Annotated in this window: 12 protein-coding genes and 1 CRISPR repeat array; of the genes, 11 read left to right on the plus strand and 1 reads right to left on the minus strand. The window is 58.6% G+C overall.

All coding sequences use genetic code 11. The features are described from left to right. Positions 1–41 precede the first annotated feature (41 nt). The 3 genes from ACVWY8_RS07255 to cas2 are packed head-to-tail and all read left to right on the plus strand — an operon-like array spanning position 42 to position 2787. The gene (locus ACVWY8_RS07255) at positions 42–1502 is read left to right on the plus strand and encodes a TIGR03985 family CRISPR-associated protein (RefSeq protein WP_457393596.1); all 1461 of its coding nucleotides are present in this window, start codon (positions 42–44) and stop codon (positions 1500–1502) included. Continuing rightward, positions 1499–2509 carry a CRISPR-associated endonuclease Cas1 gene (gene cas1 / locus ACVWY8_RS07260; RefSeq protein WP_457393594.1) on the plus strand — a complete coding sequence of 337 codons (1011 nt, stop codon included), beginning with the start codon at positions 1499–1501 and terminating at the stop codon, positions 2507–2509. Before ACVWY8_RS07255 ends, cas1 begins: the two co-directional genes overlap by 4 nt. Next, positions 2509–2787, plus strand: coding sequence for a CRISPR-associated endonuclease Cas2 (cas2, locus tag ACVWY8_RS07265; RefSeq protein ID WP_457393592.1), 279 nt, complete (start codon positions 2509–2511; stop codon positions 2785–2787). Before cas1 ends, cas2 begins: the two co-directional genes overlap by 1 nt. Before the next feature lie 274 nt (positions 2788–3061). Continuing rightward, positions 3062–5291: a CRISPR direct-repeat array (repeat unit 37 nt; unit sequence GTTGATCCCTACCTTTTCCCCGCAAGGGGACGGAAAC). 355 nt (positions 5292–5646) lie between these two features. Here cas2 and cas6 read toward each other — a convergent pair. Then, positions 5647–6789 carry a CRISPR-associated endoribonuclease Cas6 gene (cas6, locus tag ACVWY8_RS07270; RefSeq protein ID WP_457393590.1) on the minus strand — a complete coding sequence of 381 codons (1143 nt, stop codon included), beginning with the start codon at positions 6787–6789 and terminating at the stop codon, positions 5647–5649. 559 nt (positions 6790–7348) lie between these two features. Here cas6 and cas10 point away from each other — a divergent pair. From cas10 to ACVWY8_RS07310, 8 genes are all read left to right on the plus strand, one after another. Continuing rightward, positions 7349–9559: a type III-B CRISPR-associated protein Cas10/Cmr2 gene (gene cas10 / locus ACVWY8_RS07275; RefSeq protein ID WP_457393809.1), complete on the plus strand. Its 2211-nt coding sequence runs from the start codon at positions 7349–7351 to the stop codon at positions 9557–9559. After that, positions 9559–10281 carry an RAMP superfamily CRISPR-associated protein gene (locus tag ACVWY8_RS07280; RefSeq protein WP_011432243.1) on the plus strand — a complete coding sequence of 241 codons (723 nt, stop codon included), beginning with the start codon at positions 9559–9561 and terminating at the stop codon, positions 10279–10281. Before cas10 ends, ACVWY8_RS07280 begins: the two co-directional genes overlap by 1 nt. Continuing rightward, positions 10281–11513 carry a type III-D CRISPR-associated RAMP protein Csx10 gene (csx10, locus tag ACVWY8_RS07285; protein WP_457393588.1) on the plus strand — a complete coding sequence of 411 codons (1233 nt, stop codon included), beginning with the start codon at positions 10281–10283 and terminating at the stop codon, positions 11511–11513. Before ACVWY8_RS07280 ends, csx10 begins: the two co-directional genes overlap by 1 nt. Continuing rightward, the gene (locus tag ACVWY8_RS07290) at positions 11510–11950 is read left to right on the plus strand and encodes a hypothetical protein (protein ID WP_457393586.1); all 441 of its coding nucleotides are present in this window, start codon (positions 11510–11512) and stop codon (positions 11948–11950) included. The genes csx10 and ACVWY8_RS07290 overlap by 4 nt, the downstream gene beginning before the upstream one ends. Before the next feature lie 3 nt (positions 11951–11953). Then, positions 11954–12601: a hypothetical protein gene (locus ACVWY8_RS07295; protein ID WP_414329367.1), complete on the plus strand. Its 648-nt coding sequence runs from the start codon at positions 11954–11956 to the stop codon at positions 12599–12601. A gap of 19 nt (positions 12602–12620) precedes the next feature. After that, entirely contained in the window at positions 12621–13472 is an 852-nt protein-coding gene (gene csx7 / locus ACVWY8_RS07300) for a type III CRISPR-associated RAMP protein Csx7 (RefSeq protein WP_011432239.1), read from the plus strand. Positions 13473–13638: 166 nt separating this feature from the next. Beyond that, the gene (locus ACVWY8_RS07305; RefSeq protein WP_457393584.1) at positions 13639–14613 is read left to right on the plus strand and encodes an RAMP superfamily CRISPR-associated protein; all 975 of its coding nucleotides are present in this window, start codon (positions 13639–13641) and stop codon (positions 14611–14613) included. Then, positions 14610–15062 (plus strand): hypothetical protein, encoded by a 453-nt coding sequence (locus tag ACVWY8_RS07310; protein WP_414329487.1) that lies wholly within the window; start codon positions 14610–14612, stop codon positions 15060–15062. Before ACVWY8_RS07305 ends, ACVWY8_RS07310 begins: the two co-directional genes overlap by 4 nt. The last annotated feature ends 76 nt before the right edge of the window (positions 15063–15138 follow it).

Consider the following 15138-nt stretch of genomic DNA (forward strand, 5'->3'; position numbering starts at 1 on the left):
TGCCATCAACTGGTTGACCTAAGAACCGAGGGAACTGTCGGATGAGCGGATTTGAGCTGCCTTTGACGGTGGAAGTGTTGCGTTGGTTAGCGGGCGGTCAGTTGGCCGAGCGCCTGGAGCGGGCCGTGCGCCTGTGGGTACTGCTCCACTGCCTCTATGGCGAAAACCGCTGGCCAGACCTGCCGGAAACCTTTGGCTACACCCACATCCGGGATCGCTTGCTCTCACCACGGCACCCCAAGCAGGATCTGGCACAAGGGATCCCTTCACCCTGTCCTGATGTTGACTGCATTTGCTGGAAACCCTTGAGGTTTTGGCTGAAGGATCCCAACCTATTGGCCGCCTTAAAAGCAGAAGTTCCGGATCTGGAAGCGCTGCTATCTGCCCGACCCTTTCACAAGACCCACCGCACCCTGCGCAAAGAGCTGGACTACCTGGCCGCCCAGGGTTGGCTGCAGCAAATTCAGGCCAACCCCAAGCGAAGAGACAACTTCCGCTGCTGCGCCCCAGGGGCTCATCCCCAGTTGCCGGCACCTTCATCCACTTGGACTCTATCGGGCAAGCAGCTTGAGCAGATTTATCACATCCTCAGCGATGTAGCCTTTGTGCATCCAGATGTCCAGGTTTTGCTGGATGAAATCTGGGCCAACCAAAGGACTCCGTCCCGCTGGCGCGAAAGGACTCCGTCCCGCTGGCGCGATCAGCACTCCCAGCGGCGGCTTTTTGTCTGGTTTGAGTACATCCTCTCGGACGAACAGCAAGAACGGGTGGATGAATATCAAAGCCAGCTAGAAGCCCTTTGGGCCAACCCAGAAGCGGGGGTGATCGGTTTTGACTACGCCACCCGCCAACATGGGATCCGACACGTTCTCACTTACCCAGTCTGTTTGTTCTATGCCCGCCGCGCCAAGTATCTGGCAGCCTTTGGCCAGCTCCCCACCCCCGAGGGATCCCTGGGCTGGCACAATTTTCGGCTGGATCGGATCCAGTCTAAGCGCTTGGCGGTGATCCCCTGGGGCGATCCTTCTATCCCGGCAGAGCTGGCAATCCGCAAACGGCAAAAGAAGCTGCCCAGCCCAGAGGAAGTCCAAGCAGCATGGGAAGAAGCCTGGGGATCCGATTTTTACCTGCCCAAGGCATTGTTGATCCTTCGATTTTCCCCGGAGTTTGCCCGTCGCTATGTGGAAAGCACAGTGCGACATCCCACCTTCCAGCCCATTGCCTACAAGCGGATCCCGGCTTTGGTGCAGCAGGCAGTGGCGGATGTGCGGGAACGCCAACAGATTTTGAACATTCTCCGGCAAAGACCAGCCAGCGACCGGTACTTCCGCGCCTGGGTACGGGTGGGAGATACCAATTTCACCATGCGCCTGCGGGATTGGCGGCCCAACGGCGAAGTGATTGCCCCTCTGGCCTATCGGGAACAGATGGCCCAGGAAGCGGAGGCAGAGCTGCGGTTTTACCGGCCCGAACTGGCTCTTGCCAAACCCGCCTGCCCATGACCACCCTCTACCTAACCGAGCCGGGGACTGTGGTTCACTGCCAAAACCAAACCCTGCTCATTCGCCGCCGTGGTCAAGAGCAGCTTTGCCGCCTTGCGGAGGTGGAGCTGGTGGTGGTGTTGCCCGGGATCCAATTGACCAGCGCAGCTTTGGCCCAACTGCTGGATCGAGGCATCGAAACCATTTTTTTGCGTGCGGATGGCGGTTTTCGCGGTCGCCTGCAGGGATCCTTCTCCACCAACTCTGAGATCCGTCTGGCCCAGTATCAGCGGGCCTACTCCCCCTGGGGGCTGAGGTGGGCCAAGGTGATTGTGCGCGGCAAGATTCGCAACCAACGGGCAATTCTACAACTGCACAACCGGGCTACCCGCGGCCAAATTGCCCCCTTACAGGAGGGTATTGATGTTATCGCCGCCTACCTGCAACAGTTGGATCGCTCCACCACTCCTCCGGATCGAGAAGCGCTGATGGGCCTGGAGGGCATTTGCGCCCGCACCTACTACCAATCCCTGCAACATTGCTTTCCGCCTGAGTGGAACTTCACCGGCCGCAACCGACAGCCGCCGCTCGACCCGATCAACGCTCTGCTCAGTTGGGGCTACGGGGTGCTGCTGGCCCGCGTGTTCTCGGCGGCCGTGATGGCCGGCTTGGATCCCTACCTGGGCTTTTTCCACGCCAATTTGCCCTATCGCCCCAACCTGGTGCTGGATTTGATGGAAGAGTTTCGACCCTTGGTGGTGGATTGGGCTGTGCTCCAGCTTGTCAAGGCTGGCCTGCTCACGCCGGAAGACTTTGAGCCGTCGCCGGATGGGACAGGCATATGGCTGGGATCCCTGGCCAAAAAGTTGTTTTTGGGTGAGCTGGAGCGCCGCTTCCGCGAGCCGTTGCTCTATCCTCCCCAGTCGCGTCGCCTGGCTCTGAGCCAAATCGTGCTGGAGCAAGCCCGCTGGCTGGGCCGTTGCCTGGTGAGCGGCAACCTGGAGTACGAAGCAATGGAGCTGCGCTGATGCTGTGGTTGGTTTGCTACGACGTGGTGGACGATAAGCGGCGACAACAGTTGGCCAAGCAGTTGGAACAGTGTTGCCAGCGGGTGCAATACTCCGTGTTCGAATGCCCACTGGACACTGCAGAGTTGGAAAACAAGCTGGAACAGTCGTGGTTGCCCCTGCTGAATCTCAAGGAAGACAGTCTGCGGGCCTACCCTTTGGATGCCGCGGCCAAGAAGCAGGCCAAAGTCTTCGGGGGGCCTCCCCCCTATGAGTCGCCGGACTACCTGATCTTCTGAGGCTCTCCACCGGGCCGAAATTGTAAAGTTTTGTGCGCGATCTGTCGGGGCGAGCCATCACCAGCCTGACTCTGCCGGCACAAGATTTTAAGGGAAACTTTAGATCTTTTGCCCCGATTGGCCCAAAAACGTGACATAATGGCCGTAGCAAGCTCAATTTCCCCGCTTGCGCTTGGCCGCGAGGACAATGTTAATATCTGTGTCGAGGAATATCCGTACTCCCTCGCGAACGCACCTTGAAAACCCCATGAATTCAGGCTTTTCCGAGGGTAGGGTTGATCCCTACCTTTTCCCCGCAAGGGGACGGAAACGACTAGACTTTCCTGCTCCCTTAGCTAAGGAAACTTCTGGTTGATCCCTACCTTTTCCCCGCAAGGGGACGGAAACCTTTCGGAATCTTCTGAATAAAGTCCCCTTTGTGAAAGTTGATCCCTACCTTTTCCCCGCAAGGGGACGGAAACGGCCTTATGGTCTGCAGTACGCTGGGGTACTGTTTGACGTTGATCCCTACCTTTTCCCCGCAAGGGGACGGAAACCGTCAATGGCACCCTGCGCTCCGAAAGGAGCGCTATTGTTGATCCCTACCTTTTCCCCGCAAGGGGACGGAAACCCCCATTATGAAGGCAATATCCCGGATGTACTGACACCGCGTTGATCCCTACCTTTTCCCCGCAAGGGGACGGAAACGATAGAAAAGCCTAAACCCTCTATGGGTGATCTGTAGTTGATCCCTACCTTTTCCCCGCAAGGGGACGGAAACTCTAAGTACTTTTTTATGATGGGAAGCGCTCGGTTACGCGTTGATCCCTACCTTTTCCCCGCAAGGGGACGGAAACTGGTGAATCAGGGTGTTAGCACACCGAGATTTCCCTTTTGGTTGATCCCTACCTTTTCCCCGCAAGGGGACGGAAACACACGCCTGAACGGCGGCCCAGCCCAGTTGCCCCACACGTTGATCCCTACCTTTTCCCCGCAAGGGGACGGAAACTGCCAATCATAGCGGTCTTCCAGTAGCCATTGCCCGTTACCGTTGATCCCTACCTTTTCCCCGCAAGGGGACGGAAACGATGTCATCCATATTTATGGGCATCGGAGTGGCCTCCGTTGATCCCTACCTTTTCCCCGCAAGGGGACGGAAACCCCTCGGTGACCCCGGTTACCCGGAACCGCCCAGCACTTGTTGATCCCTACCTTTTCCCCGCAAGGGGACGGAAACAGCCACTCACGAGCGGCTTCCACCTGCTTACGCAAGGTGTTGATCCCTACCTTTTCCCCGCAAGGGGACGGAAACGGAATCCACAGCACATAGTTGACTGCGTACACCCTCAGGTTGATCCCTACCTTTTCCCCGAAAGGGGACGGAAACCCTGGAAGGACGGGATTCCTCCAGATCTCAACATGGACTTCCTGTTGATCCCTACCTTTTCCCCGCAAGGGGACGGAAACACAGCGTTGTGACGAGAGAAGAAGTAGTTGTAAATCATGTTGATCCCTACCTTTTCCCCGCAAGGGGACGGAAACCACCCAGGTTCACACCTGGGTGTTTGGGGGAGGTTAGAAACGACTGTTGATCCCTACCTTTTCCCCGCAAGGGGACGGAAACGTCATAGCCCGCTCCCCGATAGGCGGCCGGTGGCCTATTGTTGATCCCTACCTTTTCCCCGCAAGGGGACGGAAACACGGGCAAGCCTGCCCATTCGGACTTAGACAACGCAGTGCTGTTGATCCCTACCTTTTCCCCGCAAGGGGACGGAAACGCTCCGGTTTCTAGGTGCCGAAAGATGGTGACCTGGTACAGTTGATCCCTACCTTTTCCCCGCAAGGGGACGGAAACCCTTAGAGCCTCTACTACGGCTTTCGCCTCTTCGAGGACTTCGTTGATCCCTACCTTTTCCCCGCAAGGGGACGGAAACAGCGAAGAAGTATAATTCGTCAGATCCTATCGGATCTGGGGTTGATCCCTACCTTTTCCCCGCAAGGGGACGGAAACATACTGTCATAACACGCATAATCCATCACAAATGGCGTTGATCCCTACCTTTTCCCCGCAAGGGGACGGAAACGGCGTCAAGATCCAACGCCGCTTTTTCATTTTCAACGTTGATCCCTACCTTTTCCCCGCAAGGGGACGGAAACGTGTGGGAACACACTTCATGTTCAACTGTTCGAGGGTTGATCCCTACCTTTTCCCCGCAAGGGGACGGAAACCTGGCTGCGTATGGTATCACTACAATGTAACGTCCGTTGATCCCTACCTTTTCCCCGCAAGGGGACGGAAACTCACTAGGGTGTGCTCCCTTAGGCACGTAGAAAAACCGTTGATCCCTACCTTTTCCCCGCAAGGGGACGGAAACCGTACTCGGGGCTATAGGCAGCCCCAAGCCAATTGAGGTTGATCCCTACCTTTTCCCCGCAAGGGGACGGAAACCCTGCGTGCCAAATTTGCAATGCGAGGGCTTTTGCACGGGTTGATCCCTACCTTTTCCCCGCAAGGGGACGGAAACTAGAGAGAAGCGAGTAATGAGCAAAGAGAAGTGAGGTTGATCTCTACCTTCTCCCTGCAAGAGCATGCCTCTAACCCCCAAAACCCTGAACTTTGCTGAATTTACTGAGCTTTAGGCGGTTTGGCAAAAGTCATTGAGAGGGATATAGTAGACCAAGTTTCTCCCTGATCCTTGAGTCCACCGCAACGGTTGCCGGGAAGTGAAGGGGGAAAGCGCTCGGGGGGTATTCCTCAGGGCTTTGCGGGATACCGCCTTCCTGCTCAGAGATAGGCAGGATGCGATCGCTTCTTTCCTGAACCATGTTCAGGAGAGTTCAGCGTGAATGTATCAGGCTCAACAAAGTACCTCAAGTCATCTAGGGAAGACTGCTCGACGAGTAGTCCTGGGATCCAGACTGGAGAGAGCGGCGGGCCAGCTTGGCATAGGTCTTCACCGTCTCGTAGGGCATCTCCAAATCAGCGGCGATCTGTTGTAAGCTCTCTCCACCTTCGCGGCGGGCCAGGATCGTCGCCCACAGTTGGGCAGTTTTTTCGGCGCGGGATCCCCCTTGTCGTTGCCGCTGGCTGAGAAAGAGGGCGCTCAGCTCCTCGATCCGCTGGGCCACCTGCTCTTCTCGGGAAGGGACAGGGGAGGCGGGTAGCTCTTCGGCCAACCAACCCAGGCGGGTTTGCCCTAGCCCAAAGGGGGTTTTGTGGCCGGTGCCGCAGTAGGGGGCGAAGTGGATCAGGGCCTGGAGCTGCTGCTGCAACAGCTCAGGCGCACGGGAGGAGACAGCCAACTGCACACAGCCGATGAATCCCGTCACGGATCCCTGGCGACCTGCGGTGGTTTTGACCGATTCCAGACGGTGCCGCTGGATGATCACTTCCCCATCCACCCAATCCAGAAAAGGCTCCGCCTCGATGGGCAGACCGGAAAAATCGTTCCAACGGCGCAGATAGCTGTGGAACAGGTTGCGAGGGATCGGCAGCGGCAGATGGTGGCCCCGGTGGCGAAAGCTGGTGGGCGAGACGAAGGAAAGGCTCCAGGAGCGGGGGGAAAGAGGCTGCTCCAACAGTTGACGATAGGTGCGCGGGGGGATCGAGATCTGCCATCCCAGGATCTGCAGCGGGGATCCCCGCAATTCCAGCCAGGTGGGCAGCCGTTGGCACCACCCTCGCAGCCACTCCACCACCGGCGGGTTGAGGCCGGTGATCCACCAGCGGAAGGGGAGATGAGGCGGGATCAGCGGTCGCCCCCCCTGCTCGCGGAACGGCCCCATCAGCCGGGAGAGGGTAAAAGGTTTCTCCGATTCTCCATCGTGCAAATAGGCCGATAGCTGCGGGTCTGTCTCTTGCACCTGGCTCAAGAACCAGGCGTGCAGCCCTTTGGCATAGTGGGGATCCAGCAGGTAAGACCGAGGAGCCTGAACTTCCAAGGTGATCCCCACCAACTCGGATCCCGTCGGCCACTTGCCGTTCGCTTCTCTATCAGCAGATGGCTCTGAGAAACTCAGCATAGGCACAGCCCATTCCCAGTCCACAGCAACAATCAACACAAAACCCAACTTTCCATTGAGAAAATTTTAGAAGGGATCCCTTCTTATTGGGTTTACTCTCGAATTGCCCGTTGTACAGGCAGAAAAAATCTCACAATCTGAAGAAAGCCTTGAAATCGTCTGCAACCCATCGCACTCGATCTATACTGCTAGCAAGCTAGAGGACTGAAAACCATGAGGCGAGAGCGTTTATCGGATATGGCTGAAACAATCGGTAACCTCAATGGCATCTCTCGGCTTGATTCGATTGGTTACCCACCCAACCGGCAAACCCTTTTTTGAAGGGCTTTGGTCTTCCGCGAAGGATTAAAAATCGAGGCCAATTGCCCCCAGCCTTTAGGGATCTGTCCGTCGCAGCCAATGGAAGCCCTGTCCAAGACTTGTCTTCCTTTTTCGCATTTCGCAGGTGCTGCTCATGACCCCTACTTCTGCTCCCTCTCCCGTTCCTGTTGCCTTGGCCTGGTGCCTGGCGTGGGGAGAACAGCGGGATCCCCAGTTTGCCCTGGAGACCTTGCAGCAGATGCGGGCCGCCGTTCGCGCCGACAACGAGGCCGGGATCCCAGAAGAGCTACGGCCCATTTTGGCTCAGGTGCGCCAATTTCAGGAGAGCATGGCGGCGAAGACCTTTCCCAGAACCCCGGCGGAGCTGCAATCCCGCTACCCGGAGCTGTGGCAGCAGACAACCCGCATCGGCTTGGTTTACGGGGGGGCCACCAAGATCAAGAGCTATGTCTTCGAGTCGGCCAAGCTGTCGGAAATCCGCGGGGCCTCCGCTTTGTTGGATCGCATTAACCTGGTGGATCTGCCCGCCTTTTTCGGGGATCCCGAGCAAACCTACCTGGGATGGGAAGGTTTGGGGAAAGAGTCTCAAGCAGAGCTGAGGGCCTATGTGGCCGAGCAGATCCGGCCTTGGCTTCAGCAGCACTACCCGGCTTTGGCGCAAGCCCTGATCCCGGAGCTCATCATCTACTCCACCGGGGGCAATCTCCTGGCCTTTTGCCCGGCGGCCCATGTGGACGATCTCTGTGAGGCCATCGAGCGGCGCTACACCGAAGAAACCCTCACCGCTAACGCCTGCGCCGTGGGATCCGCCTTTCGGCTGCTGGAACTGCGCTACGGCCTGTTGCGGGATCCCATCGAACGCACCCCCTGGCTGGATTGGCTGGCGCAACACAAAACCCATCCCCTGGTGAGAGCCTATTTTGGGGATGGCAGCGAAGCCAGATTTCAAGACCGCAAAAGTTTCAACGAGTTGGTGGGTTACCTGGCCGCCCGCTTCAACCACCGCCGCAACGGCAATCCGGATCCCGGTCGCCCCAGCCGCGCCCATCCCGCCTTTTTTGAAACCCATCCCTACCTGCGCCGCGACAGCACCGACCGTCGCCCTGCCATCGCCAAAGCCGACCTGGTCGATCAGCCCTGGCTCTCGGAAGCCACCGCTCGCAAAGCCCTGGTGGGTCGCCAGGCCAAGCGCATTGAAACAGGCAAGCAAGGGTGGTTCCGCAAGTTCCCCACCTGGGATCCCGGCTTTGTGGAAAGCTGGGTAACGCGATTTGCCCGCTTTCTCAACTCTCCCGCCGGCGAGCCCTACCGGGAGCGCTATTTGCAGCCCCATCAGGGATCTGTCCAGGGGATCGGCGAGGCCCAATCTCTACGGGAAGTGGCCAACGCCAGCCTGGGCAGCCAGGGCTTTGTGGCTTACCTTTACGCCGATGGCAACGACATGGGGGGCTATGTGCAGCAGATCCAAACCCCAGAAGCCTACCGACAATTTAGCCGGGATGTTTCCGAGGCAACGGAAAAAGCCGTTTACCACGCCCTCGCCCAGCACCTGCAGGCCCATCGGCTGCACGGCCTATCCCCAGATCCGGAAACCGGCAGAGACCGCAACGGCGAGTGGATCCACCCCTTCGAGATCCTGACCATCGGCGGAGACGATGTGTTGGTGGTGGTGCCTGCCCACAAAGCCCTGGAAATTGCCGCCACCTTCTGTGAGCAGTTTGAGCAGCTCCTGCTGGACACCTCGGCAACCTATGCAGCTCAATCTTCCGGCAAGGTGCCTCACCGCTACCCGGCGGCAGATCGGAAGCTCTGTCGGCTCTCCGCCTCGGTGGGGGTGCTGATCGCCTCGGAAGACACCCCCATTTACTACGCCGAAAAGATCACCGAACAACTGTTGAAATCCGCCAAGAGCTACGCGAAAAAGCTGAAGCCCAAAGACAAGGACTGCTCTGTGGCCACCATCGACTTTCTCTCGTTGAAGTCGGTCGCCCTGGTTGTCTCCAGCATCCAGGATTTTCGTCGGGAAGCTCTGGAGATCCGCCAGAACAGCCACACCCTCAAGCTCTACGCCGGCCCCTATACCGTCCCGGAAATCCACGGGTTGCTGAGAACGGTACAAGCCCTGCAGGAGGCCAATTTTCCTCGCTCCCAGCTTTATCAGATTCGCAGCTTCTTGGAAAAAGGCAAACGCACCGCCACCCTCAACTATCTCTATTTCCGCAGCCGCCTGGGCAAAAAGGGGCAGCCGCTGATGGAGGCTTTTGAGCGCACCTGGTGCAAGGCCAAAACCAACGACGGCCACCTTCCCCCCTGGATGTATGTTGAGCCACAGGTATCCTCGTCAACGCCAACCTATGAAACCATCTGGCGGGATCTGGTGGATTTGTACGCCTTTGTGCAAAAACAGCCCCAGGCCGAGGGTCGGCCCGTTCTGGCGGAGGTGGAGTGATGGTGAGACTGGCAGAGCTGCCCCAAGCGGGGCGAACGATCACCTCTATCCCTTTGAGGGCCACCCTCGCCTCTGCCCTGGCGGTGGGAGCCGGCGGCTCCAGCGGCTCCCTGGCGGATAAGCCCCTGCTCAAAGATGCCTTTGGCAGGCTGATCATTCCCGGCTCCCAACTGAAGGGGCGGCTGCGCCACGAGTGCGAGAAACTGGCCCGTGGCCTGGGCTGGGCCATTTGCCGCTCTCCCGACCCAGAGCGCATGTGTCCGCAGCGGGAGGGCAGCGCAGGAAATTTCCACCGCCCCGAATACCAGGTGGAGGGCTACGCCGGATCCCATTGTCTGGTCTGCCAGATATTCGGCAATCCGGCCCTGCCTGCCCGCCTGTGGGTGGAGGATCTCGTCTGCGAGGTGCCGCCAGCAGCTCTGGAACCAACCCTTCGCCCTGGGGTCACCCTCAACCGCCGCCGCCGCACCGCCGAGGATCAGCGGCTCTACCTCATTGAGACCTCTCCCGCGGCTGAGCTGACTTTTTCCGGATCCCTGCAGCTTTTGCCCGATTGCCCTTCCTGGGGCAAAACTCTCCTGTTGGCGGCCCTGCACCACCTGATCGCGCTGGGGGGCAGCAAATCCGCAGGTTTGGGCTGGCTGCACTGGGATCCTGGATCCCTGCAGGCTCTCCAGCCCACCGCAGCCGATTGGGCTTTCTTGGCCCAGGGAGGGAGCTGATGGAAGCCATTCAACTCACCCTAACGGCTCAGTCTCCCTTGGCCATCGGTCGGCAAAAGCCGGGCGGCTCCATCAGCGAGGCCCAGGATTACATTCCCGGCAGCGTGATTCGCGGTGCTCTGGCCGACCTCATGCTCAGCCAAACCCAACATCGCCCTGCCGAGGCGCTGGAAGGAGATTTGGCCGCCCTGTTTACGGCAGCTCGGCCTGCTGTGTTTACCCACGCCTATCCGGGATCCGGCAGCAAGGTCTTGCCGGCCACGGCCTTCAGCTCGAAAAACAATCCCGGCTTCCGCTCAGAGGCGGGCAAAACGGGGGTGTTCGACACGCTCCTGGATCGCTTCTGCTCACAGCGGCTGGGGATCCCGTTCGATCCCACAGAGCCGGACGGTTCCGGGGGAAGAGTGGAGCCCTTCGGGGGGTTCTACAGCCAGCAGGAGTCTGACCTGGGGCCCCGCTACGAACGAGCTGCTGTGTCCAAACGCCTGCTCACGCGGGTGGGGATCAACCGTCGCCGCGCCACTGCTGCCGACCAAATCCTCTACAGCCTAGAGGTGATGAACGAGGGCAAAGCCCGCCCCAATGGGCATCTGGAGCGCTCCCTTTTCAGCGGCTACATCTACCTGCGGGATCCCGAGCTGGCCGAGACCCTCACCCGCTACCTCAACGCCCACGCCCACCTGCTGCGCTTGGGAGGAGGGGTGTCGCGGGGATTGGGCCGGGTCAACGTCACGGCTCAGCGTCTGGCTGCTCCCCGGCCTTCCCTGGCCCAGCGGGTGGAAGCCTTCAACCAAAAGCTGCGGCAGCGCTGGCAACAATGGCAGGTGTTCGGGGATCCCTGGCAGCCCCTTCCGCCGGAGCGGCAGTATTTCTCCATTGGGCTGCAGTCGGGGGCCATTCTCAAAGAGCGCTGGCAACGCACCACCGTGCTCACCCCCCAGATGCTCCAGGAAGAGGCCAACTGCGAAGATGGATCCCTGGCTTTGGAGCTGGCCTTCAGCAGCTACGCCTATGTCTCCGGCTGGAACGCTGCCTGGGGTCTGTTCAAAGATGTAGAATTGGTAACCACGCAGGGCAGCGTCTTTCTGCTGAGCACCACGCAACTGGAGCGTTGGATCCCGATTTTGGCGGAGATGGAATACTGGGGGATTGGCGAACGCACTGCTGAAGGATTGGGCCAAATCGAAGTTTGCAGTCCGTTCCATCATCATTTCTGGGAGAACCCGCTATGACCTTCGCCACCAGCGAGATCACATCGGAACAAGAGCTCAAGATCCAACGGCAAATCCGGCTGGCCGAAGATGATCTGGTCGCCAGAATTCAAGCCGCCTTGGATAACTTCAGAGGTCTCAACAGATTGGAAGAGGCCCAATATCGCAACCTATTGCACGTGGCAGCTTCCACCGAAAGCTCAGAGGTGATCAAGAACTTTTTGCGCTACCAGGTGGGGCGCGGTGACAAGTGGGGGCGGGGCAAAGACTCTTTGGCAGAAGCCATCATCAAAGACATCGACAACTGGATTTATCAAAGGGCTATAGCCATCGCCAGGGAAGCCGGAATTGAAAGAGCATCCCCCAAAGTCAACGAGATCAAAATTGACTTGATTCGGCGCTACCTGGGCTATGGGGCCCGCTACCTCAAGTACAAGCGAGAGGGAGGAGGATCCTAGACCGTGACCTACAGCAGTTTTACCCTTGAGAGAGCCATTTCGACCTTTCAGCTCAGGTCAAGAATCATCCATGGCCTGTTTGCAGAGGTTCCACCGACTGAGTGCTCCGATTACTTGAAAATAACCCTAGATCGCTATCTCGGCTTGGCCACCTCGGTCAACAGCGAAAAAGCCCGCTCCGAGTTTATCATCGCCCCTGTGCTGGGAGAGGTGAAGTACCTATGTCGGGATCAAATCTCGCTGTTTTCCGGCAAGGAATTCAACGTGGATCCCGAGAGGGGGTTGGTGGGCCTATGCGACTACATCATTTGCCTATCCCCTCTCCAACTCTACATTCAAGATCCGGTGGTGATTATCGTTGAGGCCAAAAAAGAAGACTTGATCGGGGGTCTGGGCCAGTGCGTTGCCGGTATGGTGGGGGCACAGGTCTTTAACAAGAACTCCAATTCTCAAGTAGACAGTGTCTATGGAGCAGTAACCTCAGGAACCAACTGGCGATTTGCAAAACTCGAGGGTGACCAACTCTTTATCGATGACAGGGAGTACTTTATCTCAGAAATTGCTCAGATCCTAGGGATCCTCTTGAGTTTTATTAAGGGCTCCGTCTCGCTTCGGGAATGGCAAACCTCTGCAGTACAAGCCTTAACTTGAGCAGCCATTTGAGGGAACAATGTTCGACGTTTTCAAAAACCGCTTGGAAATCACCGGCACCCTCACCACCGTGACCGCTCTGCACATCGGGGTGGGCCGCTCCACCGAACCCATCGGCTCGGATTTGCCGGTTCTCAAGGATGCGCTGGGCCGTCCGCTCATTCCCGGCTCCAGTTTGAAGGGGGCGATGCGCTCTCGCCTGGAAAGTTTCTTGCGGGGCATCAACCCAGAGCTGGCCAGGGATCCCGGCGAATTGACCAGCAGCGAGCAATTTCAGATCATCAACCAAATTAAAAATGACTACAAAGGGGACGATGCGGCTCTGACTCAAAAGCTCATTGAGGCCACCGACTGGGTCTCGCAGGTGTTTGGATCCCCTTGGTTGGCCGGCAAGGTGCAGATCCGAGATTTGCCCGTGGTGCCGGAAGCCTGGTTTGGCCAGTACCAAGAGCGGGATGGCGTGGCCATCGATCGGGATACGGAAACGGCGGCAGATGGCAAGCTGTACGACTTGCAAGTGGTGCCTGCCAGCACCCCCTTCCGGTTTCATGCCGTCGTCGAAAATGCCGAGGAATGGGAACTGGGCCTCTTGGCCATTGGCCTGCACCAATTGGAAACGGAACAGATCCCCCTGGGAGGGGGGCGCTCCCGTGGCTTGGGGGTTGTCCGCCTGCAGATCTCGGCAATCTATTGGTTCGACTCGGAAGGGGATCCAAGACGGCTGCTGGCCTACCTTCAAGAGCTGGTGGCCGGATCCCGACAGCCGCTCAGCCCGGAGCAGGCTGCCGCTTTGCGCCAAGACTGGGTGGAAGCCCTGGTTGCCAAATTAACAACGGCCTCTCAACGGCAATCGGTCGGCCCCCGCCGCTAGCCCTATTTCATGTCAGGAGGGATCCCGATGGTCTTCATGGACTCTACAACGGTTGGCGATACGGTCAGCGTTTTCCACCCCTATCGGTTGACAAACTGGACAGACTGCTTGCCGCCCCAAGCCCCTCAACCAAAAGCTCCTGTTCTGGTGTGAAGGATCCCAGGCTATGCACAAACGCTACGTTAACCATTGCACCCTCTGCCTCACCCTCAAGCCCGATGGCCCTGTTCTCATCAAGGCGGGCAAAGAAGGGGCTGACCCGACGAAGCCGGATATGGAGTTCGTCGAAACCTATCACGGCGGCGGGCGAACGGTCTATTTTCCCGGCAGCTCCCTCAAAGGGGCAATTCGCGCCCATGCGGAGCGCATCGTCCGAACGGTGGGCAGCGACAGACGTCCTGAGGGGGGAGGCTTCAAACTCTGGGCCAGCGATCCCCTCGACCAAAAGGCCAATCAATGGCTGGAAAAAATTGAAGAGCCCCACCAGGTTTACGCCCTTTCTTCCTTTACGGATCAGATGTTCGGCAACACAGCCATCGCCAGCCGGGTCCGCATCGAAGATGCCTATCCCAAGCCGGGAACCCCTCTGCGCCTGGAGGAACGTAATGGGGTGGCCATCGACCGCGTCTTCGGCTCAGTGGCGGTGGGGCCGTTCAGGTATCAAGTGTGCGTAGAGGGATCCTTTCAAACCAAGATCCACCTGAAAAACTTTACCCTGGCCCAACTGGGTCTGCTGGGACTGGCGTTGCGGGATCTGGATGAAGGCTGGTTTGGCATCGGCTTTGCCAAGTCCCGCGGCATGGGCACCGTTCGGGTTGAGTACGAGTGGGCGGTGGTGGACTATCCGGGCTGCCTGGTGGATGAGGCAAACAACCAGATTCGACTGCTGGGATCCCCCCTGGTCTGGCCCCGGGGATCTCTGTTGGGGGCGGGCGAATTCTTAACCCCCGAAGAGGCGGGCAAATACGGCTTTCCCCAACCCGATTGCCAAGCGGTGCCGGTGGGAGCAGAGCCGATGCCTTTGGGATTTGGGGCGCGGCTGACCTGGGATCAGACGTCTGAGGCCAAGGTGGAACATCTGCTCGCCACCGCCGTAAACAGTTGGGCCAAACTCCTGCAAGCGGAGGCCAAAGCCGTATGAAACCAGCCTACGTCGCCTCGCTCAGGATTCGAGACGGGGGGGAGCCCTCGCTTTCCCAAGTGCTCTCGGCCTGTTTTTCCACTTCTGAAAAAACCTACTCCTTTCTGCGCTGGCCCCATCGAGTCAGCGGCATTCAGGTGGGGATCCCGGCGGATCCCGTCTGTCCAGAGGGGCAAGTTTTCTCCCAACAAGGGGAACTGCGCTGGAAAAGCACCCCCCACGGCTGGGATCTGCTGTATCTGGGGATCCAAGCTCCCCCGGACTCCTTTATCCCTCTGCCGGGAGAGTGGCGGTGGGAGGATCACGCAGCCGACCTGTACGGATCCCAAAATCGAGAAACCCGCTTTCCCAAGCCCCTCAGCCATCCCCAAGATCTCAAGGTGGGCCAGCGCTACTTCCGAGATGAGCGAACTGCCCGCGTTCACTTTATTGCCCTGATTCCGAGGTGACCATGACCCCCCAAGGCCCTCGCCCATTGCCCAACCAGGCCGCATCTGCAAGATCGTCTGCCGGCAACAGCAGTCG

The organism is Thermostichus sp. OS-CIW-32 (assembly GCF_054060415.1).

What these genes read in the sequence shown, in the direction of transcription:
- ACVWY8_RS07255 (WP_457393596.1), top strand. Translation starts at nt 42, where the DNA reads ATGAGCGGATTTGAGCTGCCTTTGACGGTGGAAGTGTTGCGTTGGTTA.
- cas1 (WP_457393594.1), top strand. Translation starts at nt 1,499, where the DNA reads ATGACCACCCTCTACCTAACCGAGCCGGGGACTGTGGTTCACTGCCAA.
- cas2 (WP_457393592.1), top strand. Translation starts at nt 2,509, where the DNA reads ATGCTGTGGTTGGTTTGCTACGACGTGGTGGACGATAAGCGGCGACAA.
- cas6 (WP_457393590.1), bottom strand. Translation starts at nt 6,789, where the DNA reads ATGCTGAGTTTCTCAGAGCCATCTGCTGATAGAGAAGCGAACGGCAAG.
- cas10 (WP_457393809.1), top strand. Translation starts at nt 7,349, where the DNA reads ATGCGGGCCGCCGTTCGCGCCGACAACGAGGCCGGGATCCCAGAAGAG.
- ACVWY8_RS07280 (WP_011432243.1), top strand. Translation starts at nt 9,559, where the DNA reads ATGGTGAGACTGGCAGAGCTGCCCCAAGCGGGGCGAACGATCACCTCT.
- csx10 (WP_457393588.1), top strand. Translation starts at nt 10,281, where the DNA reads ATGGAAGCCATTCAACTCACCCTAACGGCTCAGTCTCCCTTGGCCATC.
- ACVWY8_RS07290 (WP_457393586.1), top strand. Translation starts at nt 11,510, where the DNA reads ATGACCTTCGCCACCAGCGAGATCACATCGGAACAAGAGCTCAAGATC.
- csx7 (WP_011432239.1), top strand. Translation starts at nt 12,621, where the DNA reads ATGTTCGACGTTTTCAAAAACCGCTTGGAAATCACCGGCACCCTCACC.
- ACVWY8_RS07305 (WP_457393584.1), top strand. Translation starts at nt 13,639, where the DNA reads ATGCACAAACGCTACGTTAACCATTGCACCCTCTGCCTCACCCTCAAG.
- ACVWY8_RS07310 (WP_414329487.1), top strand. Translation starts at nt 14,610, where the DNA reads ATGAAACCAGCCTACGTCGCCTCGCTCAGGATTCGAGACGGGGGGGAG.